A 12,593-nucleotide genomic window follows, 5' to 3' on the forward strand; every position below is an offset into this window, starting at 1 on the left:
GTCGCCGAGATCGAGGCGCTCGGCCGCGGCTGCCACACCGTGGCGGCCGACCTCGCCGACGCTGCCGAGGTGGAGGCCGTCGCGACAGCCGTTGCGGCCGAACATCGTATCGATCTGCTGGTGAACAACGCGGGCGTCATCGGCCGCGGTCCGGTGGCGACGGTGTCGTTCGCCGACTGGCGGCGGGTGGTCGACATCAACCTCGATGCGGCGTTCCTGCTCGCCCGCTGCGTCGGCGCGACGATGCTCGAGCGCGGCGCGGGCCGGATCGTCAATATCGCCTCGCTGCTGTCCTTTCAGGGTGGGGTGAACGTGGCCGCGTACACCGCGAGCAAACATGCAGTCGCAGGCCTGACGAAAGCCTTGGCGACCGAATGGGCCGGGCTCGGCGTCGGCGTGAACGCGGTCGCCCCCGGTTACGTCGCGACCAACAACACCGCGGCACTGCGCGCCGATCCCGCGCGCAATCACGCCATCACCGAGCGCATTCCGGTCGGCCGCTGGGCCGACCCCGCGGACATCGCGAACGCGATCGTGTTCCTGTGCGCGCCCGCCGCGGCCTATGTGCACGGACACGTGCTGGTGGTGGACGGGGGATGGCTGGCCCGGTGAGTCTCGACTCCGCTCCGAGCGCGGTGGCCAAGGTGGTCCTCGTGCTCGAGGCGCTGCCGAATGCGCGGGGAGTCACCGAAATCAGCAGGAGCACCGGCCTTTCCACCTCGACCGTGCACCGGATCCTGCGGGAGCTGGCCGCAGTCGGCTGGGTGCGCGTCGACTCCGACCACCACTATCTGCCCGGCGTTCGGCTGCTGTCGCTGGCCGGGCAGTCGGCGGGCGTCACCCAACTGGTGCGACCCATCCTGCAGCGACTCTGCGCGGACACCGGGCACACCGTGCATTTCGCGCTGCGCTCCGGCGACGAAGCCGTCTACGTCGACAAGTTGGAAGGCGACCGTGCCTACACGATGCGTTCGCGCGTCGGCCTGTCGATCCCGTTGTACTGCACGGCAATCGGCAAGGCGATCCTCGCCGGCCTGTCCGCTCCAGAGCTGCGCGAGGTGCTCGCCCGGATACCGCTCGTCGCGCTGACGCCGCGCACGATCACCGATCCCGACCTGCTCAACGCCCATCTCAGCGCGGTGGCGGCGCGCGGCTACGCCGTCGACGACGAGGAGAACGAGGCGCACACCCGCTGCCTCGGCGCCGCGGTGCTGGATCACCACGGGGTGCCGGTCGGCGGGATCAGCGTGTCGGCCCTGGCGTTCGACCTCGACCGCGCGAAGGTGCGGACCTGCGCGCCGCTGCTCATCGCTGCGGCCCGCGCCGCCTCGCACGCCCTCGGCCTGCCGCAGGCGTGACCGAGTAGCGAACTGTGGGAAACCGAGTAGCGCGCTACGGATGACAGCGTGATCGGCAGGCGAGACCGTGGAAACGGCGGCCCCTGCCGCCGCGAGGACCCGAGGGAGAACATGGTCATGTCCGAATACAGCAACAACGCGGAACGGCCCTCGGGCGCCTTTCCGACCATCGACGCCACCGGTGACGTGCCGGAGCACCTGCGCTATCTCGACCGCTGGACGCCGGCGGCGTTCGAGGTGGAGGTGGTGGGACGTGCGCGAACGGATCTCAGCGACGCGACGAAGCATGCGAACTGCCCGCCGTGGGTCGCGCGCCGACGCAAGCCGAAGCGCATTGCGCCCCAACCGGTCCCGATGCGGGTGACGCACCACGGCGTCGACCTGGATCCGATCGCGGGGATCTTTCAGCCCGACGATCGGCGGACCTATCACGACACCAGCTATCCGTGGGGCCTGGTCTGCAAGATCCGCTCCGGCCTCATCAACGGCTCCGGGTCGATCGTCGGACCGCGGCACGTGCTGACGGCCAGCCACTGCGTCGACTGGAGTGGGCAGCCCGGCACCGTCGATGTGCATCGCAATGGCGGGTTCGTCTCCGCGATCTCCGCGATCACCAAGGCGTACTGCTACACGCCGATCACCGGCGATCCGACGACCACCACGCTCGACGAGGACTATGCGGTCCTGGTGACCGCGGATCGCATCGGCGAGCGCTTCGGCGAATTCGGCGTGCGGACCTACGACGCGGGCTGGGACGACGATCCGGTCTGGGCCTCGATCGGCTACGCCACCGACATCGCCTCGGGCAATTCGCCGATCTTCCAGCTGCGGAAGTGGATGGACGAGGACGAGTGGGACCTCGGCTCCGGCCGGGCGATGACCACCGACGCGGACTTCGCCAGGCGGCAATCCGGAAGCCCGTTCTTCGCTGATTGGCCGGAGGGGCCTTATGTCACGGCGGTCGCCTCGGCGATCGGCGGCGACAACTGGTGTTCCGGTGGCAGCGATCTGACCCGATTGGTGAACTTCGCGATCGCCAATTCGCCATAGCCGCAGGCCCCGGGCTTCGCGGCGGTCGAGCGCTTGCGGCCGAATTTCTATCCGGAAACTAGGTAAGGCTAAGCTCAGGCTCCACCGCTCGAACGCCCTGGAGAGAACTGCTCGATGGATAGCCCGCACACGCGGCCCCGGCACTGGTCCGGCTGGTTGGCGACGGTCGCGCTGCTGCTGGTGGTCTGCCTGATCAGCCTCCTGGTCGGCACGAAAGCCATTCCGGTCGTCGAGGTCTGGTCCGCGCTGCTGGGCTCCGACGGGTCTCCCGATCACGTGATCGTCACCGACTATCGGGTGCCGCGCACTCTGCTCGGGCTGCTGGCCGGGATCGCGCTCGGTGTCGCGGGCTGCCTCATGCAGGGGCTCACGCGCAACCCGCTTGCCGATCCCGGCCTGCTCGGCATCAATGCGGGCGCGGCCTTCGCGATCACCGTCGCGGTGGCGTTCTTCGGGGTCAGCGAGATCACCACGTACGTGTGGTTCGGCTTCGCCGGTGCGGCCATCGTGTCGTTGATCGTCTACCGACTCGGCACCGCGGGCAGACAGGGCGCCGACCCGATCAGGCTGACCCTGGCCGGAATCGCGGTGACGGCCGTGCTGATCGGCCTGACCAGAGGCCTGATCCTGTTGAACGCCAAGGCCTTCGAGTCGATGCGGGAGTGGGATTCCGGCTCGCTGACCGGCCGCGGTTACGACATCATCGGCGGGGCAACGCCGTTCATCGTCGCCGGGGTGTTCGCGGCGATCATCGCGGCCCGCTCGCTCAACGCGCTTGCCCTCGGCGACGATCTCGCGCATTCGCTCGGCGCGCACGTCGGCCGGACCCGGCTGCTCACCGCCGTCGCGCTGACGCTGCTGTGCGGCACCGCGACCGCCGCGATCGGACCCATCACCTTCGTCGGCCTGGCCGTGCCGCATATCGCGCGCTGGATCGTCGGCCCGGACCAGCGGTGGATGGTCGCCTACTCGCTGCTGCTCGCGCCGATTCTGGTGCTCGGTTCGGATGTGCTCGGCCGCATACTCCTTCGTCCCGACGAGGTGCCCGCAGGACTGGTGACCGCCTTCCTCGGCGCGCCGGTGCTGATCTGGTTGGCCAGGCGCGCCAAGGTGGGTGCGGCATGACGACCGGCATCGACTTCGGCCGGTCACTGCTGCTGGTCCGGTCCCGGGTGCTGGCGACCAGGATCGGGGTACGCACCGGGGTGGTGTGCCTGATACTGATGGTCGCCGCGCTCGCCGTGGCCGTGCTGGCGCTCGGCACCGGCGATTACGTGATCCCGCCCGATCGCGTGCTGCGCGCGATCTTCGTCGGCGATCAGCACTTCGATCGACTCGTGGTGTGGCAGTGGCGTTTTCCCCGCGTCGTGCTCGGCTTGGCGCTCGGCGCCGCGCTCGGCCTGAGCGGCGCGATCCTGCAGTCGGTGACCCGCAATCCGCTCGGCAGTCCGGACATGGTCGGGTTCAACACCGGCGCCTACACCGGGGCACTGATCGTGTTGCTGCTCCTCGGCGGCGGCACCGCGCAGACGGCGGTGGGCGCGCTGGTCGGCGGCCTCGGGTCGGCGCTGGCCATCCAACTGCTTGCCTTCCGCCACAACGTGACCGGGTTCCGGCTGATCATTGTCGGCGTCGGCGTCAGTGCCATGTTGGCCTCGGTCAACACCTGGCTCATTCTGCGCGCCGATCTGAACGCCGCGATGTCGGCCGCCGCATGGGGCGCTGGTTCGCTGAACGCCGTGACGTGGGCGGAGGTCACACCGACACTGGTGATCGTCGCGGTATTGGTCGTCGTCCTCGTGCCTGCGGCACCCCGGTTGCAGATGCTGGAACTGGGCGACGATCTCGCGCAGTCGTTCGGTGTCAGGGTCGGCCGGGTCCGCACGCTGCTGATCGTGCTGAGCGTCGCGTTGACGGCGGTGGCCACTGCGGTCGCCGGACCCATCGCGTTCGTCGCACTCGCCGCGCCGCAGCTGGGCAGGCGGCTCGCACGGACTCCGTCCACGGCACTGGCCCCGGCCGCGGCCATGGGTGCACTGCTACTGGTGGGATGCGACTTGATCGCCCAGCGCGCGTTCGCGCCGACACCGCTGCCGGTCGGTGTGGTCACCGTCTCGATCGGCGGGCTGTACCTGGCGTATCTGATGGTCGTCGAGGCGCGGAGGAGCTAGGACTATGCGCGAAAAGCACAGCCCCGACGAAGCATCGGGCACCGAGGACGGGAAAGGGGTTCGGCTGCGGGCGGATCGGGTTCGCCTCGGCTATCGCGGGCGGACCATCAGCGAAGACCTGTCGGTGGACATTCCCGACGGCGCCTTCACCGTCATCATCGGTCCGAACGCCTGCGGGAAGTCCACGCTGCTGCGGGCCATGGCACGGCTGCTGACGCCCGATGCGGGCGTGATCCTGTTGGACGGCAAGGCGATCGGCACGTATCCGGCCAAGGAGGCGGCGCGCCGGATCGGTCTGCTTCCGCAGTCGTCGACGGCGCCGGACGGCATCCGGGTCGCGGATCTGGTTGCCCGCGGCCGCTACCCGCACCAGACGCTGCTGCGCCAGTGGACCGATGCCGACGCCGAGGCGGTGGCCGCCGCCATGGCCGCGACCGGGGTGACCGAGCTGTCGGCGCGACCGGTGGACGAGCTGTCCGGCGGTCAGCGGCAACGGGTGTGGATCGCCATGGTGCTCGCTCAGGACACGCCGGTGATCCTGCTCGACGAGCCGACCACCTACCTCGATATCGCGCATCAGATCCACCTGCTCGACCTGTGCCGCGCGCTGAACCGGGACTCGGGCCGGACCGTTGTCGCGGTCCTGCACGACCTGAACCACGCGTTCCGGTACGCCGACCATCTCATCGCGATGAAAGACGGCCGAGTGGTCGCGGCCGGACCGCCGAAACAGATCGTCACCGCCGAGCTGGTGCACGAGGTCTTCGATCTCGGGTGCCGCATCATCGACGACCCCGAAACCGGTGCGCCGCTGGTTATTCCGCTGGCGACCGACGCGGCCCGCATCAGCTGACCCGCAGACCTCACCACACTGACAGAAGGAAAAACGATTCGATGAGCCTGAACCGAATGACGTCCCGCGGGCGCGGCGCCGTCGCCATGCTGATCCTCGCGCTGGTCGCGCTGATCGGTTGTAGCAGCACCACATCGGTGGAGAAGAACTCCGCAGGCACCAGGCAGGTGCAGACCGAGCACGGCGCGGTCTCGGTGCCCGCCGATCCGCAGCGCGTCGTCGTTGTCAACGGTGCGCTCGCCGGTTACCTGTACGACCTCGGCGTCACGGTGCAGGCCGCGGATCCGCGCGTGCTCGGCATCACGCTGAAACCCGGTGAGTTCCCTGCGGCCTGGGCCGAGGACGCCAAGAAACAGAACACCCAGGCGTTGACGTCCGGCGAAACCATCAATCTGGAATACATTGCCGCCCAACGGCCGGACCTGATCATCGGTGGCGGGCAAGGCTATCCGGGCCAGCAGTCCATCGAGGCCTATGACCAGCTCAGTGCGATCGCCCCGACCGTGCTCGTGCCCTCCACCCTCACGGACTGGCAGGACCAGCTGAAAGCTGTTGCGGAGATGGTCAACCGGGCTGACAAGGTGCCCGGCCTGATCGGCGCGTACAACGACAAGCTCGCGAAGGTCAAGGCCTCGATCAAGACGCCGCAGGGCGCGGTGTCGATCTTCCAGTCGCGCAAGGACCAGATGCCCTCGGTCATCGCGCCGGGCACCCCGCTGCCAACGCTGCTGACCGCGGTCGGCTTCACCATCGACGACCAGGTGGTGGCCAAGGCGGGTAACCCGGCCAGGCCCGCGGCCGCCGACTGGGTACGCATCAGCCCGGAACTGTTGAGCACCGTCGTGGATGCGCCCGCGCTGATCGTCATTCAGCTCGACGGTGGCCGCAGCCTGGCCGAGCTCGCGAAGGACCCGCTGCTGGCCAAGCTGCCGTCCTTCCAGTCGGGCAAGGTCTATGAGCTGCCGCCGAGCAGCATGCGTCCCGACTACCGCGTGGTGATGAGCACCCTCGATCTGCTGGCGGACCGGTTCAAATAAGGCAGTCGTGACTCAGGAGAGCGGCGCGGGCGGGGTCTGAACGGCGATCTCGCCACCCAGTTCGAAGCCGTCGGACAGCTGCAGCTTGTCGCCGCTCCAGAAGCGGCCAGGGTCATACCAATTCGGGCTGCGCCGCTGCGGGAGCAGTCCCATCGACTGGTAGGTCGCGGCCACGATCTCCGCGCAATACGCGCTCTCGAGGTCCTTGGCCGCGATCTGGCGGGCCTTGCGCCGCGGCAGTCTCGCCCGGCCGCGCAGCCAGCGTCCGGCGAGGCCCGCGGTGGACGGGAACGGCGTGCCGTCGAGCCGGGCGATGGTGCGCAGCAGGCTGTCCTCCATCTCTGCGGTCGCCGGCTGGTTCAGCTGACGCAACCAAGCCCGCTGGCCGTAGCGGTGCGCCCACACCAGCACGGCATCACGCAGGTTGTGCAGCTGGACGCCGCGATGGGTCGCGCCCGACCACATGTCGGGCAGCGACTTGCCGAGCTCCGCGTGCCAGATCAACGCGGGCATATCGTCTAACACGACGGACATTCCGACATGGTTGACCGGGCTGTTCGTCGTCATCCGGATCGCCCGGTCCGCCGCCGAATGACCGCGGAACAACCAGATGTCGCCCGTCCTGGTCAGCTCGAGTGCTCGGTCCAGACTGATCCCCGTCTCCGCCATGGCCGTAGCCTATGCGGTATGCGGTGGTGGAAGGCAGTGGGATTGGCGGGTGCGGCCGGTGTGGTCGCCACCGGTGTTGTGGTCGTGCGCGCCGAGCGCCGCCGCCGGGCGTACACCCCGGACCAGGTTCGCGAGCAACTACACGTGCGCTTCGCGCAGGCGACCTCGGCCGCGGACGCGGTCGAATCCGCCACTGCGGCAGCGCAGGACGAGGTGGGTCTGCGGGCGCGGCTGCGGCGGTTGTTCCTGGCGGTGACGCGCAGGAACCGCGGCGGAACGCGGTGACGCGCTAGCGCAACTGCACGACCTGATCGATGGCGAACTGGCGCACTCGGTCTCGCACCGCGGTGGCTGCGGCGCCGTGTTCGAGCCGCGCGATCTCGGTGAGTTCGTCGACCGTGCGCGTTCCGTCGCACAGCTCGAGCAGCTCCCTGGTGGCGGGCGTCAGCTGGAAGATTCGGCCCTGCAAGCTCGGACGCTTGTGGAACGCGTACAACGACGGTTCGCCGGGCACGATCTCGCCGCGCGTGGTCAATGCCGCGATGTCGAGCTGGAACTCGTCGATGCGGAGCAACGCGCTGCGTACCGGACGCAACCGGCCGAAGTCGGTCTCGCGCCGGGCGCGGGGGAGACGCGCGAAGGCGGGCTGCACCTCCTCGTGGTCGGCATCGACTGCGAGCCAGAGGCGGTGGCGTTCGAAGCGGACGACCTCCCGAAGGGTGTCGAGCGGGTAAGGCAGGTCGGCGTGCTCCGTCTCGATCGATTCGGCCAGCAGCGCAGCGACTTCCGGTACTCCTGCGGCTCCGGTGGCACACAGCAGTTCGTCGACTCGGTCACCGAGCACCGCCGTGGTCGTCGGCATGTGGGTGCGCAGCAACGCAAATGCGGCGTCACCGCCCCGCTGGACCGGCTCGCCGCGCACGACGGCGTCGAACATCGCCTCGTACGCGCTGCCCAGCTCGGCGTCGTCAGCCACCGGAAGGTCTTTCGCGCTCAGTCGTCCGAATTCGATGGCTGCCGTCGGATTCTCGATCACGTCGGCGAGCACCGTCGCCAACTCGTCGATATCGCGGGGATCCGTCACCACCCGCGCCCGATCCGGCAGGTCCGGCCAATGCGGCTGGGTGTGAACAACTTCCGCCGACAGCACCGCGCAGGTGCCGCAGCTGAGCAGTTCCATCGGCAGCCCCGGCCGGTGCACCTCCACCGGAAAGTCGCGTTCCAGACCGCACACCGCCGTGCACGCACGCAGCACTTCGGGCACCCGCCAGTGCGGCAGGAAGGGCAGGGTCCAGGTCACCTCGGTGAGGCCGAGTTCGTCGAGCTCGGCGAGGAAGCGTTGGCGCTCGGTGCCACCCGCCATGACGAGGAAGTTGAACCTCAGCCCCCGCGCCCGCAACCGCGCCAGTGCCCGGATCAGGTCGAAAGACCCTTTGAAGACACCGAGTTTGCCGTAGACGCCGATGGTGGCGACATTCGGATCCAATGGTGCCGTATTGCGCACCCACGGTTCCGCGCTCAGCTGTGCGACCAAGGCCGACAGGTCGGCCACCGGACCATCTGGCGTGAACTCGGGCGGCAGCGATGCCCGCGGCATGGGCGCGATCCGGTCGAACGGGATGCCGAGCCCGACCAGCCCCCGATCGCCGACCACGAGATCCGCGCGCCGCAAGACTTCTCGATACGCCTGACCCAATTCGGGGTGATCGAGCAGCCGGGTGCGATCGCTGCCCGCGTGTTGGACGACATGCGGAACACCGGTCCACGACGCGGCCAGATGCGCGCTCAACCCGTAGGGCTCCAGATACGCGGAGAACACCAGATCCGCACCGTGCGCGCGGATCTCCTCGGTGGCCAGCGCAGCCAGCTTGGTGCTGAACGGGTTCGCCTCCGGGATATACGCGCGGGCCCGTTCCCAGTGCCCGGTCGAGATGACCCGCACCGCACCGCCGTTCGGAAACGTCGCTTCCAGACGCGCGACATCGGTGTCGTCGAACCAGACTCGGTAGTCGTCGGCGACCTCGTCGGCGTTGGTCACGACATCCACCTGGTGGCCGCGGGCCGCCAGTGCCATCGCCATCCGATAGGAGTGCGCGCTCACCCCGCCCTGGATCGGCGGGTACTTCATCACCGCGCAGATGCGCATCAGTTCGCCCCGGTTCGCGTCAGCAGCCGTTCCTGTGCGGCGAAGCGCAGCACTGCGGCGGCCTCGGGCGGGAACGGCGCCCCAGCACGCAGGACACGATAGGCCTGCTCGCCGAGGCGGTAGCAGGCGAGCGCATTGCGTCCAGCGATCTTGGCCAGCACGATGCGGATCGTGGCGCCACGGTCCGCGACCGGGAGGGTGCCGGTGCTCAGCCACTCATTGTGTTGTGCCACAACATCACTGGCGAACTCGGCGAGCCGGACGTGCGCGCCGAGCTCGGTGCCGTCCTCGGTGGCCTGCTCGGCTGCGACGGTGGCCGCCGGGTCGAACAGCAACGCCAAGCGGAGCACCTCGTACCTGGCCAGGTCGGCCAGCTCGAGCCGACCGCTCGTCACGAGATGATCCAGAAACCGGGTGCCCTCGGCCAGCACGCGTTGGTGGTTCTGTTGGCCGTCGACGTGGGTCGGCGGGTAGCGACGGATGAAATCGTCGAGCACCTCGTGCTGATGACCGGCCGACAGCGTCGCAGGCAGGCACCGGGCCAGCATGTCGAGCCGCTTGTTCGTCACCGAACGCACGTTGATGTCGAGTTGTGTGCGGTCGGTGGCGATCAGCCGGGCCAGCTCGGCCTCGGTGAGCGCGAAGCGGGCCGCCAGCTCGCTCGGGTGCTCATCCAGCAGTGCGCGTGCACTGTCCGCGGTGAGCACCTCGGCCAACGCTTTCTGAAAACCACTGTTGCTCAAGCGGACACCGCCGAACCGATGGCGGCGCGCGCCCGGTGCAGATCCGCGGTGAGCTCGGTGAAATCGTCAGGGAACTCCTGATCGCGTTCGAGAATGACGCACCGCAATGCAGGCGTCCGGCTCGACACATGATCGAGCAGCTCCCACACCTCGGCAGGCACGGGCGCCGAATGTGAGTCGAGCAGTGTGCCTTCCGACCAGTAGCCGCCGGCCAAATGCAGTTGGACAACGCGTTCGAGCGGAATCGAATTCAGGAACTCGATCGGATCGTAGCGATGGTTCACCGCGTTGATGAAGACGTTGGTGAGGTCGAGAAGCAGTCCGCAGCCAGCCGATTCGATCACCAGGGTGATGAACTCGGCTTCGGAGAGCTCCGCAGGGAAATCCAGGTGGTAGGTGATGTTCTCCAGTAGGAACGGCGTGCCGACCTGCTGCTGCACCTGCCGCACCTTGCCCGCGATCTCGGCGGCCGACTCGCGGGTGCGCACCAGCGGCGTCAACTGGCCGATCGAGACACCGCCCGCCCTGGTGAACGACAAATGGTCGCTGCACCACGGCGCACCGACCCGCGCCACCAAGTCCGCGAGATCGTCCACATACCCGGGGTCTAGGGGTCCTTCGGTGCCGATCGACATCTCGACGCCGTGCGGCGTCAACGGAAACCGGTCACGCAACAGCTCGAGCGGACCGCCCACCGGCGTCCCGAGGAAGTTCTCGGTGATGATTTCGAGGCAATCGATCGACTCGCGGTTCGCCATGATCGCGGCGTCGAGTTCCCTCCGATATCCGAGACCTACGCCGAGGGCCGGCAGGCTGCCGAGATCCGACTCACGCATAGCAGCGGCAGCAACCGCCGCAGCTGCAGCAGGGCAGTACGCCCATGATGCGGTCCGCGGTGGTGCCCGCGTCCTCCACCAGCTGCACCCGCTCGAAGAGATACGGATCGATGATTTCTGTTGCGACCGACATCGGTGCCACCTTTCCTGAGGTTTCCAGCAGTCAGCATGTGCCGCGGTGGTTGGCGCGACCAGGGAGTGCGTTCCCTGGTGCCTCGGGAAATCTGCCCGATCGATCGGGCGCCGCAGGGAGTCAGCGACTTTCGAGGGTTCGGCCAGCGGTCCGCGGCCTTCTCATTCGGCAGGGGGCCGGTCACTCTGGGGAGGGTGTTGTCGAAGCCTGTTCGTGACCAAGGGATCTTCGAGTCCGGGCTGTCGATGCTCGGTGGCAGCGGCGCGGCGGTGTCCGGATTGCGCGGGCTGACCGTGGTGCTGGCCGACGACCGCGCGGTCGTGCGTGCCGGGCTGCGGTCGCTGCTCACCTCGGTCGACTGGATCGACGTCGTCGCCGAGACCACCGCAAGCGGTGCGTTGCGTGAGGCGGTATTGAACCGGCCCGACGTGCTCATCCTCGGTCACTGGCAGCAGCCCGACAGTGGTGCGGTCATCGGCGAAGTGGCGCGGTGCGCGCCCGAGGTTGCGGTGCTGGTCTTCAGCGAGGTCGACGACGACTCGGTGTTCACCGCGATCAGGGCAGGCGCCCGTGGCTATCTCGGCAACACCGCCGAGCGCGACGACATCCTCCGCGCGATGTCCGCCCTCGCCGCAGGATGGGTGGTGCTCACCCCACACATCGGCAACAAGCTCGCCGCCATGCTGTCGCACTCCACCGAGCGCGCCCGCCCCTTCCCCGAACTCACCACCCGAGAATTCGATGTACTGAGCCTCGTCGCAGGCGGCCTGTCCAACGCCTCGATAGCCGCCGAACTCGACCTGGCCCCCAAAACCATCAGCAACCACCTCTCCCGCATCTTCACCAAACTCGGCGTAGCCGACCGCTCCAACGCCATCCTCCGCGCCAGAGACGCCGGCCTCCGCCCCAACCCCGAAAAGCGTTGCGGCGAACGAGATCCCCGCTGAGTCAGCTACGGATGAACGGTGAACTCGGTCTGATAGTCGATGGCCAGCTCCGCTTCGGATTGCTCGAAGTCGATCGCCAGAAGGTAAGTCGCTGGCGCGACCGCAGACGCGGTGATCCGCGTGACGATGGTCGGATTGGCCCCGCCCTCGGTGCCATAGCTGAGCTGCACCGGTTCAGCGGTGGCTCCGGTCGCGGCGACGGCGATCGAAAGGTCACTCAGGCGCGCTGACGCCAACGCCTGAGTGACCTCATTCTCACCGCGCAACGGCTCCATGATCACAGCCAGATGCAGCAACTCCGCACTACGCACCAGCCCGGTATGCCAGACCCGCAGATCCGCTGTCACGGCGAGCAGAGCCAGAGGCACAAGCAGCTGGACATCATGGTCACTCACGGTTGCATTGTCTCCCTACTTCGTTGTGCATTTGAGGGTGCCTTGGATGACGAGCTCGTCCAATCGTCTAGTCGTTCGAGATCTCACACACCCCGCCTGCCATTCACAAACCTTCCAACCCTTGTGGACAGCACACACCCTCTGTGAACCCACCAAACCAGCAGGGCTGTGACCGTGCCACGCCAAAGTTCGCACCCCTTCTGTAGATCCGCACTCCTTCGGTGGATCCGCACCCGGTCTGGGCTGCTAGAACCA

The 12,593-nt window shown here is 68.0% G+C and carries 15 protein-coding genes; 9 read left to right on the plus strand and 6 right to left on the minus strand.

Translation table 11 applies throughout. The features are described 5' to 3' along the window. The 7 genes from NA11_RS42910 to NA11_RS42940 all read left to right on the plus strand — a co-directional run. Positions 1-612: SDR family oxidoreductase (locus NA11_RS42910; protein WP_069167867.1), on the plus strand; the 612-nt coding region annotated here is incomplete at its 5' end. Continuing rightward, positions 609-1,358, plus strand: a complete 750-nt coding sequence (locus tag NA11_RS42915) for an IclR family transcriptional regulator (RefSeq protein ID WP_167837860.1) — start codon at positions 609-611, stop codon at positions 1,356-1,358. The genes NA11_RS42910 and NA11_RS42915, both read left to right, overlap by 4 nt. A 117-nt stretch (positions 1,359-1,475) precedes the next feature. Next, positions 1,476-2,408, plus strand: coding sequence for a trypsin-like serine peptidase (locus tag NA11_RS42920; protein WP_167837861.1), 933 nt, complete (start codon positions 1,476-1,478; stop codon positions 2,406-2,408). A gap of 114 nt (positions 2,409-2,522) precedes the next feature. After that, complete coding sequence (locus NA11_RS42925; RefSeq protein ID WP_069167870.1) at positions 2,523-3,533, plus strand: iron chelate uptake ABC transporter family permease subunit; 1,011 nt, start codon at positions 2,523-2,525, stop codon at positions 3,531-3,533. Then, positions 3,530-4,579, plus strand: coding sequence for a FecCD family ABC transporter permease (locus tag NA11_RS42930; RefSeq protein ID WP_069167871.1), 1,050 nt, complete (start codon positions 3,530-3,532; stop codon positions 4,577-4,579). The genes NA11_RS42925 and NA11_RS42930 overlap by 4 nt, the downstream gene beginning before the upstream one ends. Before the next feature lie 4 nt (positions 4,580-4,583). Next, positions 4,584-5,432 (plus strand): ABC transporter ATP-binding protein, encoded by an 849-nt coding sequence (locus NA11_RS42935; protein WP_069167872.1) that lies wholly within the window; start codon positions 4,584-4,586, stop codon positions 5,430-5,432. 41 nt (positions 5,433-5,473) lie between these two features. Then, positions 5,474-6,469 carry an ABC transporter substrate-binding protein gene (locus NA11_RS42940; protein ID WP_069167873.1) on the plus strand — a complete coding sequence of 332 codons (996 nt, stop codon included), beginning with the start codon at positions 5,474-5,476 and terminating at the stop codon, positions 6,467-6,469. A 12-nt stretch (positions 6,470-6,481) separates the two neighbouring features. Here the strand turns inward: NA11_RS42940 and NA11_RS42945 are convergent, their stop codons facing one another. Beyond that, entirely contained in the window at positions 6,482-7,138 is a 657-nt protein-coding gene (locus tag NA11_RS42945; RefSeq protein ID WP_069167874.1) for a hypothetical protein, read from the minus strand. Between the two features lie 18 nt (positions 7,139-7,156). Here NA11_RS42945 and NA11_RS42950 point away from each other — a divergent pair, with 18 nt between their 5' ends. Next, the gene (locus tag NA11_RS42950) at positions 7,157-7,423 is read left to right on the plus strand and encodes a hypothetical protein (RefSeq protein WP_069167875.1); all 267 of its coding nucleotides are present in this window, start codon (positions 7,157-7,159) and stop codon (positions 7,421-7,423) included. A 4-nt stretch (positions 7,424-7,427) separates the two neighbouring features. Here the strand turns inward: NA11_RS42950 and NA11_RS42955 are convergent, their stop codons facing one another. From NA11_RS42955 to NA11_RS46105, 4 genes are read right to left on the minus strand one after another with little or no spacing between them, the layout of a single operon-like run. Next, positions 7,428-9,284 carry a glycosyltransferase gene (locus NA11_RS42955; protein ID WP_069167876.1) on the minus strand — a complete coding sequence of 619 codons (1,857 nt, stop codon included), beginning with the start codon at positions 9,282-9,284 and terminating at the stop codon, positions 7,428-7,430. Further along, positions 9,284-10,027: a hypothetical protein gene (locus tag NA11_RS42960; protein WP_069167877.1), complete on the minus strand. Its 744-nt coding sequence runs from the start codon at positions 10,025-10,027 to the stop codon at positions 9,284-9,286. The genes NA11_RS42955 and NA11_RS42960 overlap by 1 nt, the downstream gene beginning before the upstream one ends. Beyond that, entirely contained in the window at positions 10,024-10,863 is an 840-nt protein-coding gene (locus tag NA11_RS42965) for an MbnB/TglH/ChrH family RiPP precursor modification enzyme (RefSeq protein ID WP_069167878.1), read from the minus strand. Before NA11_RS42965 ends, NA11_RS42960 begins: the two co-directional genes overlap by 4 nt. Further along, a complete protein-coding gene (locus tag NA11_RS46105; RefSeq protein ID WP_167837862.1) occupies positions 10,856-10,996 on the minus strand; it encodes a hypothetical protein in 141 nt (46 codons plus the stop codon). The genes NA11_RS42965 and NA11_RS46105 overlap by 8 nt, the downstream gene beginning before the upstream one ends. 194 nt (positions 10,997-11,190) lie before the next feature. Here NA11_RS46105 and NA11_RS42970 point away from each other — a divergent pair, with 194 nt between their 5' ends. Then, complete coding sequence (locus tag NA11_RS42970) at positions 11,191-11,943, plus strand: LuxR C-terminal-related transcriptional regulator (protein ID WP_218023499.1); 753 nt, start codon at positions 11,191-11,193, stop codon at positions 11,941-11,943. A gap of 5 nt (positions 11,944-11,948) precedes the next feature. Here NA11_RS42970 and NA11_RS42975 read toward each other — a convergent pair whose 3' ends face one another. Further along, the gene (locus NA11_RS42975; protein ID WP_069167879.1) at positions 11,949-12,338 is read right to left on the minus strand and encodes a hypothetical protein; all 390 of its coding nucleotides are present in this window, start codon (positions 12,336-12,338) and stop codon (positions 11,949-11,951) included. Positions 12,339-12,593 lie beyond the last annotated feature (255 nt).

The sequence above is a fragment of the Nocardia altamirensis NBRC 108246 genome, assembly GCF_001612685.1.
In the GTDB taxonomy this organism is placed as follows: Bacteria; Actinomycetota; Actinomycetes; order Mycobacteriales; family Mycobacteriaceae; genus Nocardia; species Nocardia altamirensis.

What these genes read in the sequence shown, in the direction of transcription:
- NA11_RS42935 (WP_069167872.1), top strand. Translation starts at nt 4,584, where the DNA reads ATGCGCGAAAAGCACAGCCCCGACGAAGCATCGGGCACCGAGGACGGG.
- NA11_RS42950 (WP_069167875.1), top strand. Translation starts at nt 7,157, where the DNA reads ATGCGGTGGTGGAAGGCAGTGGGATTGGCGGGTGCGGCCGGTGTGGTC.
- NA11_RS42920 (WP_167837861.1), top strand. Translation starts at nt 1,476, where the DNA reads ATGTCCGAATACAGCAACAACGCGGAACGGCCCTCGGGCGCCTTTCCG.
- NA11_RS42965 (WP_069167878.1), bottom strand. Translation starts at nt 10,863, where the DNA reads ATGCGTGAGTCGGATCTCGGCAGCCTGCCGGCCCTCGGCGTAGGTCTC.
- NA11_RS46105 (WP_167837862.1), bottom strand. Translation starts at nt 10,996, where the DNA reads ATGTCGGTCGCAACAGAAATCATCGATCCGTATCTCTTCGAGCGGGTG.
- NA11_RS42925 (WP_069167870.1), top strand. Translation starts at nt 2,523, where the DNA reads ATGGATAGCCCGCACACGCGGCCCCGGCACTGGTCCGGCTGGTTGGCG.
- NA11_RS42955 (WP_069167876.1), bottom strand. Translation starts at nt 9,284, where the DNA reads ATGCGCATCTGCGCGGTGATGAAGTACCCGCCGATCCAGGGCGGGGTG.
- NA11_RS42930 (WP_069167871.1), top strand. Translation starts at nt 3,530, where the DNA reads ATGACGACCGGCATCGACTTCGGCCGGTCACTGCTGCTGGTCCGGTCC.
- NA11_RS42940 (WP_069167873.1), top strand. Translation starts at nt 5,474, where the DNA reads ATGAGCCTGAACCGAATGACGTCCCGCGGGCGCGGCGCCGTCGCCATG.
- NA11_RS42945 (WP_069167874.1), bottom strand. Translation starts at nt 7,138, where the DNA reads ATGGCGGAGACGGGGATCAGTCTGGACCGAGCACTCGAGCTGACCAGG.